We start from the raw sequence: 14,645 nt of genomic DNA, 5'->3' as shown, positions 1-14,645 counted from the left end.
TAATGTTATGTCAGTATTTATAAAACATAATATGTTATATGTATATTGTGCGATGTCACAGTTTTGTTAAATTGCATATAACATCATGTTATTCAGCTGGTTTTCTGGGTATAGGTGTTTCTTATGAAGGGTTTAGGTCGCTGACTAAGAGGATTATGACGAGCAATACGGGGACTTAATGAGCATGGGCGGCGACTCACCGCCCCGCCATTCTCTGTTAAATACCGTGCAATTTTGCCAGCAACCACATGCGCTCAGAGGCAATGTCCGCATTCTCCAATAACCCCGCCTGATCCGCTAAACGGAAGGCTTCGCAGTAGTGCGATAAGCTGCGTGCGCTTTGCATGCCGCCCAGCAGGGTGAAGTGTTTTTGATGTCCATTTAACCAAGCGAGGAAAACAATCCCGGCTTTGTAATATTGGGTTGGTGCGGAGAACAGATGACGCGCCAGTGGAACAGTGGGGGCAAGAATCCTATCGAAAGTAGCGCGATCACCCTGCGCCAGTGCGTGGAGCGCACTGGTAGCCGCTGGTGCAATTGCATCCAGAATGCCTAACAGCGCGTGAGAGTATCCTTGCTCATCACCGGCAATCAGTTCGGGATAGTTGAAATCATCGCCGGTGTACATTTTGACAGCCGAAGGTAACTGGCGGCGCATCTCAATTTCGCGGTCTTTCTCCAGCAAGGAGATTTTAATACCCTCCACTTTCGCCTGATTTTCCCTGATCACCGCGAGACACACTTCCATCGCACTGTGAATGCTTTCACTACCCCAATAACCACGTAAAGCCGGGTCAAACATATCGCCGAGCCAGTGCAAGATAACCGGCTCACGCACCTGACGCAGTAACGTGCCATACACATGGATATAATCGTCCGGACCTTTCGCAATCGCCGCCAGGGCGCGGCTGGCCATCAGAATAATGCGTCCCCCGCAGGCTTCAATTGCCGCAATTTGCTGTTCATAAGCCGCAATCACATCTTGTACCGTGAGTCCGGTAAAATTTGTCAGGTGATCGGTTCCCGCGCCACTGGCGATACGAGCGCCAGGATAGGATTTCGCTTGCTCAACGCTGCGTTTGATCAGCGCCAAGCCCGTAGGCCAGTCCAACCCCATGCCTCGTTGCGCCGTGTCCATCGCTTCCGCAATACCCAACCCCAGTGACATCAGGTGGCGTCGATATGCCAGCGTGGCATCCCAGTCGATAGCCATATCGCTGTGCGGGTTTTGCATCTGCAGCGGGTCAGCCACCACATGCGCCGCCGCATACACCTGGCGATTAAACGTCGGTTTGACTGGCAGATGCCAATTGCGCTCACCTTGCAACACATAGCTGTAAGGTTGCCCGTTGCGATCCAGTAAACGAACTTTATTGCTGACAGACATGATTTCTATCCTTATTTCAGTGTTTAGCCAGATGCCCGGACGGCATCACGTCCTGCGCATTTTTAGATGTCGCGACCGGTAAACGCCGCACGCCGAGCAGCACAACGCTGCTGCACAGAATCACCAGCGATGCCGCCAGCCATACCGGTTGCAAGGTGTAATGTTGCGCGTAATAACCAGCAACGATTGGGGAGATGCCGCCTGCTGCCATGCCCATATTCATCACGAAGCCAATGGCAGAACCGCGCAGCGAGGGCGGGACTAATTCGGCGGTGAGTGACAGCACGATAGGCGTGATCGGATAACCGAGAAAACCCAGTATCAATACCAGCACGATCACCAGAGGCACTGAGAGATTGAGCGCCATCGCCGCCATTACCAACCCGCTCACAAAGGTGATACTCATCAGCAAGGTACGACGGCGTTTGAAGTCTCCCTTATCGCAATAACGTCCGAGTACGAAGCCACCCAGCGCACCGGTAATCCCCAGCAGGCTGGCAATGGTACCGGCAGTACCTATCGACAGATTTTTTACCTGCATCAGATAACTTGGCGCCCACAGCAACACAATCCACCAACCTGCCAACAGCACGAAGTAGAAGGCGGCCATTAACAGCACTGGCGCGTGGCGGAACAGCATTTTCAGTGGCACTTTTTCTGCAGCTTGACGGGCAATGAGCTCAGCGGGTTTGCGGTCGTTTTTCACCAGCACCAGATACAGCAGGGCAACCAACATACCCATGGCACCCGCGACATAGAACACCACGCGCCACCCGAAGATCGGTCCGAGCATGGCCCCCATCCAGGTGCCGAGAAAACCGCCAATCGGGTAGCCCATCCAATAGAGTGACATCACTGTGGTGCGCTGTTTCTCACTGGTGACATTGGCCACTTCCAACGATGCCGCAGGCCAGAAGATGCCTTCACCGATGCCCGTCATAACGCGATAGAAAATCAAGCTGGTAAAACTGCCCGCCACACCCGTTAACAAGGTGGCCAGCGAGAACATCATCAGGCCGAGAATTAACACGGGCTTTCCACTTAACTTGTCGGCGATGATGCCTGCAATAAACAGAAAGACGATAAAGCCAAAAAAGAAGGAGGAGAGCAGAATTCCGCTCTCGGCTTTGCCGAGACCAAAATCACCGGCTATCAGCCCTATCGCTGATGAAACCGTCATACGATCCACCGAGTACATCATGTAGCCAAGGCCGCATAACACGGTGACCAGAATCATTTTGCGGGTATCTGTATTCATCTTTTCCTCGACAATGTCTTTGACCGACGAAAACAGCTTTTCAGCTCTGTCAGATACGGTTAACCGTGCACCAGATGGCGAGTCTTACAGGTTTTGAGTACCTCATCCGGATCCTGAGTCCACCAATTAAGGCGGGAAAAAATCTCCACTTCATGCAGCCCAGCGTAGCCTTGCGCTTCAACAGCCATCCGCATGGCGCGGATATCGATGACGCCATCCCCCATCATGCCGCGATCCTCCAGCAGATCGCGGGTTGGGCTAAGCCAGTCACAGATATGAAACGCCAGCAGCCGCTTGCGTCCTGCGCGAGCGATTTCCTGGTTGAACTCGGCATCCCACCAGGTGTGATAGACATCGACCGCGATCCCGAGCCCGTCATCGCCCAGCTCGTCACAGAGATCATTGGCCTGTTTTAACGAGTTGATACACGCGCGGTCGGCAGCATACATCGGGTGTAACGGCTCAATGGCCAGCGGCATGCCACCTGCACGGGCATATTCCAGCAATGCGCTTAGCCCATCCCTAACTTGCTGGCGCGCACCCGGCAGATCCTTTGAACCCGGTGGTAATCCCCCGACCACCAGCACCAGACACTGCGCGCCTAATTCCAGCGCCTCATCAACCGCACGCTGGTTATCGATGAGAGTGGCCTGGCGCGCTTGGTGATCACTGCCGGGGAACATGCCGCCACGACAATAGCCGCTGACCGCCAATTCGTGGTGGCGAATCAGCCTAGCGGCCTCACGCAATCCCAACGCGGCAACCTGATCGCGCCACGGCGAAATGCCACGAATGTCATGACGCGCGCAGCCTTCAATGATTTGACGCAAATCCCACTGCTGGCGCACAGTGGCTGTGTTTAATGACAGTTGCTCCGGACGGGGTTGATTCATGATCGGCTCCTCAGCGCTCCAATGAAGGCAAATCGACCCAACGGCGTTCTTTCCAGCTTTTCAGTGCCAAATCCACCAACTGCAATCCCTTGGCGCCTTCCAGAAGATCCCAGCGATATTCACCCTCGCCCCACACGTGGCGTAAAAACATTTCCCACTGCACTTTGAAGGCGTTGTCGTAAACCTGGGTGTCGGGCACAGAAGCCCAGTCATCAAAGAAGTTATGAGTCTGACGAATATCTGGATTCCACACCGGCTTCGGCGTATTCACACTGGCCTGAGTAAAGCAGTCGCTTAACCCAGCAACCGCGGACCCTTTAATGCCATCAACCTGGAATGTCACTAAATCATCACGGCGCACGCGCACGCACCATGAGCTGTTGATTTGCACAATCGCACCGTTGTGCAGTTCAAAGGTGGCGTAGACGGCATCATCGGCGGTGGCATCATAAGGTTGCTGTTGCTCATCCCAGCGCTGCGGAATATGCGTAGCGCCAATGCAGCTGAGACTTTTGATTTCCCCAAACAGGTTGTCAATGACGTAGCGCCAGTGGCAAATCATGTCGAGGATGATGCCGCCGCCATCTTCACTGCGATAGTTCCAAGAGGGACGCTGCGCGGGCTGACGGTCGCCTTCAAATACCCAATAGCCAAACTCGCCGCGCACCGACAACACGCGGCCAAAGAAGCCGGATTCATTCAGCAGACGTAATTTCTGCAAACCCGGTAGCCAGAGTTTGTCTTGCACCACACCGTGACAAACGCCCTTTTCACGGGCGAAATGATACAAATCCATGGCATCATCCAATCCCATCGCGACCGGTTTTTCGGAGTAAACATGTTTGCCTTTGCTGATGGCTTTTTTTAATAAAGCCGGGCGCGCTTGCGTGGTCGCCGCATCAAAAAAGATGATGTCATGCGGATTATTAAGCGCCTCATCAATATCAGTGCCCCAGCGCTCAATGCCATAAGCCTGCGCCAACGCGGCGATCTTCTCCGCATTGCGACCAATCAAAATGGGGTCCGGCATCAGTCGATCGCCGTTGGCGAGAGGTACACCTCCCTGCTCACGAATCTGCACAATGGAGCGGATGAGGTGTTGATTCTTTCCCATTCGTCCGGTCACGCCGTGCATGATGATGCCCACTGGAATCTGTGCCATGTATTCACCTCAACTTAGTTTGTGATGGAAGTAACACGTTCAACATCTGCTTTCACACATCAACGCGCGCTGATTCATAATCAATCAACTAACTGGTTGATGACGTCACTATAGTGTTCATCAATGCGGCTGACTTTGATCGAATTCACATAACCAACTAGTTAGTTGAAATTCTTTTTACCCTTGTTTTATGCGCAAAAAGAGGCACTATAATGCTCAGAAAAACAGTGATGTGTGGGGATTCTGCTTTGGTTGATCGTGTCGCAAGCAATATTGATGAAGTCACAGACAAGCAGGTGCGGATACTGATGGCCGCGCGTGCCGAGTTCGCTGAGAAGGGATTTGACGGTGCGCGTGTTGACAGCATTGCCGAACGTGCCCACGCTAATAAACAACTGATTTACTATTACTTCACCAACAAAGACATTCTCTTTACCAGAGTGTTAGAAGAAGCTTATCGCGATATACGTGAACAGGAAGCGGCGTTGAATCTAGACCATTTGCCCGCCGATCAGGCCATTTTGCAATTGGTCGAGTTTACCTGGCACTACTATCTCAAAAATCCCGAGTTTATCCGCCTGCTGAACAGTGAAAACCAACTCAAAGCACGGCACTTAAAAGACTCGGATGTCACTGTACAGATCAACCAGAGCTGGAGCAGCATTACCCATCAGCTGTTACAGCGGGGCCGCCAAGAGGGCTGCGTGCGCGAAGAGATTGATGTTATGCAGCTCAACATCAACATCTCGGCGCTGGGTTTCTTTTATCTGATTAACCAGTCCACCCTCTCCATTATCTACCAGCAAGATCTCAGTGCCAAAGCGGCGCTCGATGAGCGCCTGCGTGTGATGAAAGAGTGTATTGCGGCGTGGATTAAGCCTTAGACAACCGCTAAAAACGATAATCCACCGTCAGCACCACGTTACGCGGTTCCCCATACAATACTTGGTTATAGAAACCGTTCATCACCGTGTAGCGCTGATCAAAGAGATTGTTGATGTTAACGGTGATATCCGCTTGTGACGTTAAAGCATAACGCGCCATCAACGAAGCCACCGTATAAGACTTCTGTGTCGCACGTGTGCTGCCCGAAGGGCTGGTGGCGGCCAACCAGCTACTACTCTGCCAATTGGCACCCGCCCCTATCGTCAGGGCATCAAAACGGCCAGGAAGTTGCCATGTCGTGAACAACCTTGCAGTGGTGCGGGGTAACTGTGGATTTAAACGCGAACCGTCGCTGTCAGCGGCAGCAAAGTTCGCCACCCCCAAGGAAAGATTCCAACCCGGCGACAGCTCGCCCTGCAAATCGACTTCGATACCTTTTGAAACCGTGCCATTGCTGGCCTTATAAGCCTGACTGCCATCTGGCAACAAATAGCCGTTATCCAACGTGGCAACATTATTGAGATGAGCATCAAACAAGGCTAACGACGCATTGAATCGCCCGTCGAAATAGCGCCCTTTTATCCCGATTTCGCGATTATTACCACGGGTAGGTTTCAGCACTTGGTTATTACGGTCACGGTAGGTTTGCGGATTGAAAATCGTGGTGTAGCTGGTGTAGAGCGAATACGTGGGATTCAGCGCGAAAATCAGTCCGGCGTAGGGTGAAAGCGCGGATTTCTTTTCATAATTAAAATCTGTACTGCCGTCACTCTGGTTGATTTTATACTGGCTAACACGTGATCCGACAATCAGCTTAAGCGGGTCAGCCAATGACAAGCGCAGTGCGCTGTAAAATCCACGCTGAGTGATTTCAGTGTGTGTTCTTGTCCAATTTGCCAGGCTGAAATCCGGCTACGGATAGTCGCCGTTCCACTGATAAATACTCCCTAACGGACTACTCGGATACACAAAACCACTGCTGTACTCATCACTGATGCGTTTCGATAGCATCAGTCCCATCACCATTTCATGTTCCCGCCCAAGCAGGCTAAAGGGTCCGCTGGTCTGCACATCGAGACTGTTCTGCCGGGACGAAGCACGACTGGCTAACGCGATGGGAATCAGCCCTTCGCCACTGTTGCGGTCAGGATAACCCAGAGAGGAAAATAGCTTTGCGTCAGACTCTGTGCGTTGCTGACTAAAGTGAGTTTTGAGATTCCAGCCGTTATCAAAATTATGTTCCAGGCTGGCAAAGGCCGTGCGCAGGGTATTATTCCAATGGCTCCAGTTAGCCGCCGAATTAACGGAACGTGACCAGTGCGTTTCTGAACCGTCACTGTACCAGCGCGGCACGCCGCCCCAGGTGGTGCCTTTGGGCTGAATGATTTGTGCATCATAGCCGACACTGAGCGTCGTATCGTCGCTTAAATCCGCATCTATTACCGCATACAGCGCCTGCTTCTTCTGTTGATAACGATCCAGCCAGCTGTGTCGATCCTGATAGCTGCCGACGACACGCGCCCGCACACGCCCGTCTTCCGTTAGTGGAACAGAAACATCCGCCATGGCGCGGTAGTTATCCCAGGAACCCGCACTCAATGTGGTATGTGCCTGAAACACCTCGCTGGGTCGTTTGCGCACTAAATTCACTGAAGCGCCAGGATTGCCAGCCCCGGTTAATAGCCCGGTTGCACCCCGCACCACTTCGATACGGTCATAGAACGCGGTATCGAGAAAACTCGCGCCATTAACAAAGCTGGTGGGTACACCGTCAAACTGAAAGCTATCGATACTGAAGCCGCGTGAATAAAAATCGACGCGTTCACTGTCGAGCGTCCGCGAGGTAATGCCGGTTGTGGCTTCCAGCGCCGATTGCACACTGGTCAATTGCTGGTCATCCATCCGTTGCCGGGTGAGCACCGAAACGGACTGCGGCGTCTCTTGCGGAGAAAGCGTAAGTCCCGTTGCCGCACGGGTCTCACCCGTGGTGTAGGAAGCGGTCTGTTCAGTGGTATCACCTAACGAGGGAGTCCCCTCTACCGTCAGTGTTTGTTCCTCAGCCCTTGCCAGGGTTGACGAAACAAGCAGTATCGTAGCGAGTGGCACATGACGTGATAAGTCCCAGTTTTGTTTCATTTTCTTCCCGGTTGGTAGCGAATAGTGTGATAAATTCTGCATTCAAACGAGAATCATTTTCATTTGTCTGTTGTAACCGGTAAATGCCGTGACAGTCACTTTATGAATGCGTTAAACGCACGTATCGATGATGATTGTTAACGCTAACGCGATCGCGCTAGGATGCCGTTTTCCTGCCCGGAGGCTGCCATGAAATACCCTGACCTGAATCTGCTACTGGCATTGGATATTCTGCTGGAAGAGGGCAGCGTCGCCGCAGCAGCGCGACGGATGAATCTCAGTGCACCGGCAATGAGCCGCACATTGGGAAGGATTCGAGAGACCCTGGGTGATCCGGTGTTCGTTCAGGCTGGCCGCAAATTGGTGCCAACGCCGCGCGCACTGGCTTTACGTGACCAGGTACGAAGTGCTGTAGAACAAGCAACACAGGTCCTCACGCCGGGTGAACATGTGCAATTACAGGAAGTGACGCGTCGTTTTAATGTCCGCGCCAATGATACTTTTGTCGGGCTTTACTCGGGACGTCTTCTCGATGAGATGGCAAAAGCCATGCCGCGTGCAACGCTTCACTTTGCACCGGAAGAGGACGATGTCGATGTTGAGATGCTGCGCAGTGGTCGTATTGATCTTCTCATCAGTGCGGCTCGCCAGCTAGGGCCAGAGATTCGTGTACAGCCGCTGTTTACCACCCGGTTTGTGGGGATGGCGCGGGAAGAACATCCGATTTTTTCTCTGGACATCACACCTGAGCAACTCGCGCAGTGGGGGCACATCAGCATATCAAGGCGTGGTAAAGACAGTGGTCCCATAGACCGTGTTTTAGGCGAATTGGGCCTGCGACGTCAGGTTTCTCTGATTGTCGCCACCCCTTACAGTGCTATTTTCGCCCTACTGGATTCTAATTTGCTACTCCCAATGCCCGAACATCTTGCGCGTAGCGCATTGGCCGCTGGACTTCGTGTACGTTTGTTTGAGTTACCTATCCCTCTCGAAACCGTACCCCTGACTCAGGCCTGGCATCCACGCTTTCAGCAAGATGCGGCACACCGCTGGTTACGCCAAACCATCAGGCAACTTTGCAACGAGGATGAATAACGGCCCCCCTATCCGTGCGTTTAGCGCACGGATAGATTCGAAAAAGCTCACTTTTATGCACCGTGACGCTTCTCTACATTGAGTCTTCACTCTCACTGACTTAGGGAAGCCGATGAACGGAGCGCTATCTTTCCCGGCTAATACATTTCTGACCTGCATTAAATACTGCGATATTACTTCACCGCGTGCCACCTATATCCTGCGGGCGCTGCTGGCGGCTAATCTCGCCTTGGTAGCCGCCTATTGGCTGGAACTGGATATGCCCTACTCGGCGGCTTCAACGGTTCTGCTGGTGCTGAACCCCGTTCAAGGTGCGGTATTAGGCAAGGGAAAATGGCGATTGATTGGCACGTTAATGGGGATGGTGGTTGCACTGGCTTTAATGGCGGCTTTCACCCAGCAACCGTGGTTGTTTGCTATCGCAGATAGCCTCTGGTTGGGGGCATGCGTAATGGCGATGAGCGTGTTGCGTCATTTCCGTGCCTCTGGCGCCGCCGTCGCCGGTTACACCATTGGGTTGGCAACACTTGGTGCCATGCAACACCCTGAATTGGCGTTTGAACATGCTGTCGGACGCGCTTCTACCGTAGCATTGGGTGTCATTTCATTGGGACTGGTTAGCGCCCTGTTTAGTCGCCGAAGTCTGAGCGGGAAGGTTACTTCGCAGCTATGGCACCTGACACAGCAAACTACGCGAATACAAGCCGAATATGACCGCACGCCCCTGCAACGCCAGTTGCTGGCTGAACTGTATGGCGTGGATGATTTACTGGCCGCTGCGCGTCAAGAGTCCCCTCTGCTGGCACAACAAACGCCCATTATTCGCCAGGTGATGGATTTGCTGTTGGTGAACGCCACCATGCAGGCATCAACTCAACATGCACGCTGGCAGCAGAATAACGACCTACTTCAACGAGGCCCCAGTCATATTCCTGCGGCACAAGTACAGTTGCGCGCCGCACTCAAAGCAGAAACATTGCCGCCGAATGAACACCTGCCGATGGAAAACCTGCTGCGCGTACTCACTCTGCTGAGCAGTCTGGATCATGTACCGGTTCGCCAATCGTTGCCGCCTGTCGCTTTTCATCGTGACTGGCGCGGAGCCTGGCGTAATGGCCTGCGTGCCGCGATAACCCTGCTGGCAGCCTCCGCGCTGTGGATAGGCAGTGGCTGGTCAGACGGTGACATTATGCTATTGGTTATTGCACCCTATTTTGCCCTGCTTTCTACGGCCCCCCAACCGGCCGCGGGCGCACGAAAATTTTTGCTTGGGACGCTGTTTGCCCTACCGATGGCCTTTATTTGCGCCTTTGTGTTGCTGCCGTTGATCAACGGCTTGCCCCTGCTGTTAATCGTACTAAGCCTTTTCTGGTTGCCTGGCATTTATGCCACCAGCATGCCGCAACATATGCTGAGCGGGCTGGCCTATTTGGTTGGATTCAACACGTTAACGGCAGCCACGAATCCGATGGTCTACGACGCGGCACAATTCCTTAACTGGTCGCTAGCGTGGTTGCTGGGCACGGCAGCCACGCTGTTGGCGTTTCAACTCATGCCGCGTCGGCCTGAGCGACAAGTTGTGCGACTCCAGAAACAGATTCGCCATAACCTGGTCACATTGCTGTCAGGAAAAAAGGTTTCAGCTACGCGCTGGCAGCAGCATCAACAACATCGCCTGGCACAGCTGGTGGGGTTACTGCGCGCGCAGCCTCAGCAACAGCAACAGGCTCTGCAACAAGGTTTAGTGGCATTGAATCTGGGCCGTGCATGGTTAGCGCTGCCTCATGCTATTCAGACTTCCCAGCAGCAAACCCTCATCACCCTTTTGCAGCAGCGCATAACACGTCGTGCTCAGCAGCCCTCATTAGCGGCAAAACATATGGTGCGTGCCGCTCGAAACTTAGCGATCAGTGGTGACAACGTCACGCTGATAGCGCATTTAACCTCAGCGGCCCAATTGCTGCAGGCGATGGCCGCAGGAGAAACCGATGCTCAGTGAAGTCTCTTTGGCGGGTATCTATCTGCCACCGTTTTTTATCTACCTGTGCATCACCTACCCGCTGTTTATCGGGCTGCGTCTGTGTCTGATGCGCAGCGGCATCTTGCGATGGGTCTGGCACCCGGCGTTAGTGGAGTTTTCTCTCTCTTTCACTCTTTTGGCGGTACTGATTCTTTATGTCTAATCACGCGTTTACTTGGAAATCGTCTCTCAAGGCTTTGTTCACCCTGCTGATGGTGGGCATCGCGCTGTTTCTGGCCGTCACGTTGTGGCGGGCGTATGTACTGGCGCCGTGGACCCGTGATGGTCGAGTCAGTGCCCAGGTCATTCGCATCGCACCGGAAGTCTCCGGCACGGTTAGCCAACTCACAGTGGGAGACAACCAGTATGTGGCAAAAGGCGCATTGCTTTACAACATTGACCCTGCCCGGTTCGAACTCGCCGTCAGCACGGCTCAGGCACAGTTGAATGAAGCCACCGCCACGCTGTTGCAAAAGCGTGAGGAGGAGAAGCATCGCCAGCAAATGGGAGCCCTGATGGCGGCAGAGGATAGGCAGCGCGCGCGCGAAGCCGCACTCGTGGCAGAAGCGCAACAACAGCAGGCGCTGGCAGCGCTGTCCCTGGCGCGCCTGAATCTGCAACGTGCCGCCATTCGCGCGCCAGTTGATGGATACGTCACCCATTTGCACTTACAGCCCGGTGATTATGCCGTGGCTGGCACACCGGATATTGCGTTGGTGGATGCACACAGCTTCTGGGTCACCGGCTATTTCGAGGAGACCAAATTGCAACGCATGCAGATTGGCGATCGCGTGCATATCCGCCTGATGGGGCAAGAGACAATGCTTGCAGGCCATATCGCCAGCTTTGGTCGCGGCATCAGTGACAGCAATCAAATATCAGATACGCAAGGGTTGCCCAGTGTGGAAGCTACTTTCAGCTGGATTCGCCTGGCCCAACGCATCCCGGTGCGTATTGAATTCGATGCGCTGCCTGACAATCAATTACTGACCGCTGGCATGAGTTGCAGCATCGCGGTCATAGGCAATCGCACACCACAAGGTCGCCTCACTTCGCTGCTCACCCGCTGGCTTTAATCATATCAAGGAGATGTTATGCAACCGACTTCCACTGCCTTTACCGTGCTCAACGTGAGCCGTTTCCCGATGGTGACACTCAACCAACAGGCTGTTAGTGCAGGCTATGCGCAACAATGGATTGAGGAGATGACTTACCTGTTGGAACAGGGCACGCCCTTTGTGATGGTCTATGACCACATGCGTGCAGAAGAGAGCAATGCCGATCGAGAATTACGCAGCCGCTGGCTGATTGAACATCGTAAAACACTCAGTCAAATCTGCCGGGGGATGATCAGCATCGAAAGTGATCTCCAGCGCTGTGAGCAACTGGCGAAAATGCGCAAGCTATTCGGCATTTCACACCAGTTAGTCAGCTCAGAACCCTATGCCATGGCATTGATCGAACGTTGGCTAGCCTAAACTTTTATTACTGCGCTAGCCATCCACCATCCATATTCCAGGCAGCACCGCGCACCTGTGCTCCGCCCTCACTACACAGGAACAGCACCAGTGCGCCCAGCTGTTCTGGCGTGACAAACGCTTGCGCGGGCTGTTTCTCTGATAACAGGGCCAGCCGCGCGGCTTCCGGGTCTTCGCCCGCCGCAATGCGCTTGTCGATTTGCTGCTGCACCAGCGGCGTCAGTACCCAACCGGGACAGATAGCATTACAGGTAATCGGTGATTGCGCGTTTTCCAAGGCGATCACTTTAGTTAGCCCCACCACACCATGTTTTGCCGCCACATAGGCTGATTTCTCTTTCGATGCCACCAGACCGTGTACCGAAGCGATATTAATGATGCGTCCCCAGCCGCGTGCTTGCATGCCCGGCAACGCGGCACGACTGGTGTGAAATACCGACGACAAGTTAATGGCGATAATAGCGTCCCATCTTTCTACCGGGAATTGCTCAACCGGGGCGGTGTATTGAATCCCGGCATTATTCACCAGAATATCCAGCGCGCCGTATGTCTCCTCAATCCAGGTGATCATCGTGGCAATCTGTTGGGGGTCCGACATATCCGCAGCGTGGTAATCCACCTCCGCGCCGGTGGCGGCGATCAGCGCTTTAGCCTGCTCCACGTCACCAAAGCCGTTAAGAATCACCGTTGCGCCTTGTTGCGCCAACTGCTGCGCAATACCTAAACCAATGCCGCTGGTTGAGCCGGTGACCAAAGCCACTTTTCCTGTTAATTGCATTGCGTCATCCTCCTTTAGACAATGCCGGTGAGGTAGAACACCCCAATCACAAACAGCACCGCCAGACTTTTAATAATGGTAATGGCGAATATGCCGCCATACGCCTCTTTGTGGCTTAAACCGGTGATCGCTAACAGCGTGATGACAGCGCCATTGTGTGGCAGCGTGTCCATCCCCCCACTGGCCATGGCCGCGACGCGATGCAGCACTTCCATCGGAATGCCTGTCGCCTGCGCCGCCTCGATAAAGTGTTCGGCCATTGCTGCCAGCGCGATACTCATGCCGCCTGAAGCCGAACCGGTGATCCCCGCCAACACCGTGATGCTAATCGCTTCATTCAGCAGCGGATTTGGGATCGCCTGCAACACGCCAGACAGCACCACAAAGCCCGGCAGCGCCGCGATCACTGCGCCAAATCCATATTCAGATGCGGTATTCATGGCCGCCAGCAGTGCACCCGCCACCGCGGTGCGGCTACCTTCCGCCAGTCGTCCACGAATATTGCGCCAGCCGAAGATCAACACCACCAGAATGCCGCTCAGCAATGCGGCCTGCACGGCCCAAATCGCAGTGCTTTTGACGATATCAGTAACAATTGGCGTGGGATTGCCAGGCAGCGTGACACTGCTGTGCGCACCGTACCAGGCAGGAATCCAATAGGTGAAACAGAGATTGAGAACCCCTACCAAAATCAGCGGTAGAATGGCAATCGCCGGATGCGGCAGTTGCACATTCTCAGCGGTTTCCGGCTCATTCTTCAGGTTGGTACCGTACTGCTCGTTGTTGGCTTGCGCCTTACGGCGTTGACGATCCAGCCAAGCTAAGCCAACCACAATAATGAACAGTGAACCGATCAACCCCAACCATGGCGCCGCCCAGGCGTTAGTACCGAAGAAACTGCCGGGAATAATGTTTTGAATCTGCGGCGTACCGGGAAGCGCATCCATGGTGAAGGAGAACGCGCCCAATGCGACTGTAGCGGGGATCAAACGCTTGGGAATGTTGCTTTGACGGAACAGTTCGGCAGCAAAAGGGTAGACCGCAAACGCCACCACAAACAGCGAGACCCCGCCATAAGTCAGCAATGCACACACCAGCACAATCACTGGGATGGCGTGGCGACGGCCCAGTAATGCAATCGCCGCCGTGACGATGGAACGTGAGAATCCTGAGAGTTCAATCAACTTGCCAAAGATGGCCCCGAGCAGGAAGACCGGGAAGTAGAGCTTCACAAAGCCCACCATCTTTTCCATAAACAGACCACTGAACACGGGCGCAACCGCTGCCGGTTCGGTGAGTAATACCGCTAACAGCGCGGCGATCGGGGCAAACAGGATTACGCTATAGCCGCGATATGCGGCCAACATCAGCAACCCAAGCGCAGCGAGGGCAATGACGACACTCATGTTGCTTCCTTATTATTTTGTGGATACTGAGCCAGGTGCGCATAAATGCGCACCCTACGAAAACCGCACCGAACAACGTAGGGACGCCATTTATGGTGACCGAAAACCGCACCGAACAACGTAGGGACGCCATTTATGGCGACCGAA

At 53.8% G+C, this 14,645-nt stretch carries 14 protein-coding genes; 6 read left to right on the top strand and 8 right to left on the bottom strand.

Features of this window, described 5'->3' with window-relative positions:
• Positions 1 to 217: 217 nt before the first annotated feature.
• The 4 genes from HA51_RS23770 to HA51_RS23755 are packed head-to-tail and all read right to left on the bottom strand — an operon-like array spanning position 218 to position 4,700.
• A complete protein-coding gene (locus tag HA51_RS23770; protein WP_084937610.1) occupies positions 218 to 1,387 on the bottom strand; it encodes a dihydrodipicolinate synthase family protein in 1,170 nt (389 codons plus the stop codon).
• Positions 1,388 to 1,403: 16 nt separating this feature from the next.
• Positions 1,404 to 2,645 (bottom strand): MFS transporter, encoded by a 1,242-nt coding sequence (locus HA51_RS23765; protein ID WP_084937608.1) that lies wholly within the window; start codon positions 2,643 to 2,645, stop codon positions 1,404 to 1,406.
• 59 nt (positions 2,646 to 2,704) lie between these two features.
• The gene (locus HA51_RS23760; protein ID WP_084937606.1) at positions 2,705 to 3,538 is read right to left on the bottom strand and encodes a sugar phosphate isomerase/epimerase family protein; all 834 of its coding nucleotides are present in this window, start codon (positions 3,536 to 3,538) and stop codon (positions 2,705 to 2,707) included.
• Positions 3,539 to 3,548: 10 nt separating this feature from the next.
• Entirely contained in the window at positions 3,549 to 4,700 is a 1,152-nt protein-coding gene (locus HA51_RS23755) for a Gfo/Idh/MocA family protein (protein WP_084937603.1), read from the bottom strand.
• A 212-nt stretch (positions 4,701 to 4,912) separates the two neighbouring features.
• Here HA51_RS23755 and HA51_RS23750 point away from each other — a divergent pair, with 212 nt between their 5' ends.
• Complete coding sequence (locus HA51_RS23750; RefSeq protein ID WP_245840262.1) at positions 4,913 to 5,584, top strand: TetR/AcrR family transcriptional regulator; 672 nt, start codon at positions 4,913 to 4,915, stop codon at positions 5,582 to 5,584.
• Positions 5,585 to 5,591: 7 nt separating this feature from the next.
• Here the strand turns inward: HA51_RS23750 and HA51_RS27365 are convergent, their stop codons facing one another.
• Both HA51_RS27365 and HA51_RS27360 read right to left on the bottom strand, forming a co-directional pair.
• Positions 5,592 to 6,485, bottom strand: a complete 894-nt coding sequence (locus HA51_RS27365) for a TonB-dependent siderophore receptor (RefSeq protein WP_211282985.1) — start codon at positions 6,483 to 6,485, stop codon at positions 5,592 to 5,594.
• 12 nt (positions 6,486 to 6,497) lie between these two features.
• Positions 6,498 to 7,721, bottom strand: a complete 1,224-nt coding sequence (locus tag HA51_RS27360; RefSeq protein ID WP_211282984.1) for a TonB-dependent receptor plug domain-containing protein — start codon at positions 7,719 to 7,721, stop codon at positions 6,498 to 6,500.
• A 189-nt stretch (positions 7,722 to 7,910) separates the two neighbouring features.
• Here HA51_RS27360 and HA51_RS23740 point away from each other — a divergent pair, with 189 nt between their 5' ends.
• From HA51_RS23740 to HA51_RS23720, 5 genes are all read left to right on the top strand, one after another.
• Positions 7,911 to 8,816: a LysR family transcriptional regulator gene (locus tag HA51_RS23740; RefSeq protein WP_084937600.1), complete on the top strand. Its 906-nt coding sequence runs from the start codon at positions 7,911 to 7,913 to the stop codon at positions 8,814 to 8,816.
• A gap of 112 nt (positions 8,817 to 8,928) precedes the next feature.
• Positions 8,929 to 10,815, top strand: coding sequence for an FUSC family protein (locus HA51_RS23735; RefSeq protein WP_084937597.1), 1,887 nt, complete (start codon positions 8,929 to 8,931; stop codon positions 10,813 to 10,815).
• Entirely contained in the window at positions 10,805 to 10,999 is a 195-nt protein-coding gene (locus tag HA51_RS23730; RefSeq protein WP_084937594.1) for a DUF1656 domain-containing protein, read from the top strand. The genes HA51_RS23735 and HA51_RS23730 overlap by 11 nt, the downstream gene beginning before the upstream one ends.
• The gene (locus HA51_RS23725) at positions 10,992 to 11,912 is read left to right on the top strand and encodes an HlyD family secretion protein (protein ID WP_084937591.1); all 921 of its coding nucleotides are present in this window, start codon (positions 10,992 to 10,994) and stop codon (positions 11,910 to 11,912) included. Before HA51_RS23730 ends, HA51_RS23725 begins: the two co-directional genes overlap by 8 nt.
• 18 nt (positions 11,913 to 11,930) lie before the next feature.
• Positions 11,931 to 12,314, top strand: coding sequence for a hypothetical protein (locus tag HA51_RS23720; RefSeq protein WP_084937589.1), 384 nt, complete (start codon positions 11,931 to 11,933; stop codon positions 12,312 to 12,314).
• A gap of 7 nt (positions 12,315 to 12,321) precedes the next feature.
• On the opposite strand, the gene HA51_RS23715 is transcribed toward HA51_RS23720, so the two are convergent.
• On the bottom strand, positions 12,322 to 13,092 hold the full coding sequence (locus HA51_RS23715) for a 3-hydroxybutyrate dehydrogenase (RefSeq protein WP_084937586.1): 771 nt from the start codon (positions 13,090 to 13,092) through the stop codon (positions 12,322 to 12,324).
• 14 nt (positions 13,093 to 13,106) lie between these two features.
• Positions 13,107 to 14,498, bottom strand: coding sequence for a GntP family permease (locus HA51_RS23710; RefSeq protein WP_084937584.1), 1,392 nt, complete (start codon positions 14,496 to 14,498; stop codon positions 13,107 to 13,109).
• Positions 14,499 to 14,645 lie beyond the last annotated feature (147 nt).

It is taken from the genome of Pantoea rwandensis, assembly GCF_002095475.1.
GTDB lineage: Bacteria > Pseudomonadota > Gammaproteobacteria > Enterobacterales > Enterobacteriaceae > Pantoea > Pantoea rwandensis.
The sequence above is the reverse complement of the archived record's forward strand: the minus strand, read 5'-3'. Positions and strand labels throughout refer to the sequence as shown.

Coding starts and splice junctions, on each gene's coding strand:
- HA51_RS23710 (WP_084937584.1), bottom strand. CDS start 14,498: ATGAGTGTCGTCATTGCCCTCGCTGCGCTTGGGTTGCTGATGTTGGCC.
- HA51_RS23735 (WP_084937597.1), top strand. CDS start 8,929: ATGAACGGAGCGCTATCTTTCCCGGCTAATACATTTCTGACCTGCATT.
- HA51_RS23730 (WP_084937594.1), top strand. CDS start 10,805: ATGCTCAGTGAAGTCTCTTTGGCGGGTATCTATCTGCCACCGTTTTTT.
- HA51_RS23715 (WP_084937586.1), bottom strand. CDS start 13,092: ATGCAATTAACAGGAAAAGTGGCTTTGGTCACCGGCTCAACCAGCGGC.
- HA51_RS23770 (WP_084937610.1), bottom strand. CDS start 1,387: ATGTCTGTCAGCAATAAAGTTCGTTTACTGGATCGCAACGGGCAACCT.
- HA51_RS23725 (WP_084937591.1), top strand. CDS start 10,992: ATGTCTAATCACGCGTTTACTTGGAAATCGTCTCTCAAGGCTTTGTTC.
- HA51_RS23755 (WP_084937603.1), bottom strand. CDS start 4,700: ATGGCACAGATTCCAGTGGGCATCATCATGCACGGCGTGACCGGACGA.
- HA51_RS23750 (WP_245840262.1), top strand. CDS start 4,913: ATGCTCAGAAAAACAGTGATGTGTGGGGATTCTGCTTTGGTTGATCGT.
- HA51_RS27360 (WP_211282984.1), bottom strand. CDS start 7,721: ATGAAACAAAACTGGGACTTATCACGTCATGTGCCACTCGCTACGATA.
- HA51_RS23760 (WP_084937606.1), bottom strand. CDS start 3,538: ATGAATCAACCCCGTCCGGAGCAACTGTCATTAAACACAGCCACTGTG.
- HA51_RS23765 (WP_084937608.1), bottom strand. CDS start 2,645: ATGAATACAGATACCCGCAAAATGATTCTGGTCACCGTGTTATGCGGC.
- HA51_RS23740 (WP_084937600.1), top strand. CDS start 7,911: ATGAAATACCCTGACCTGAATCTGCTACTGGCATTGGATATTCTGCTG.
- HA51_RS23720 (WP_084937589.1), top strand. CDS start 11,931: ATGCAACCGACTTCCACTGCCTTTACCGTGCTCAACGTGAGCCGTTTC.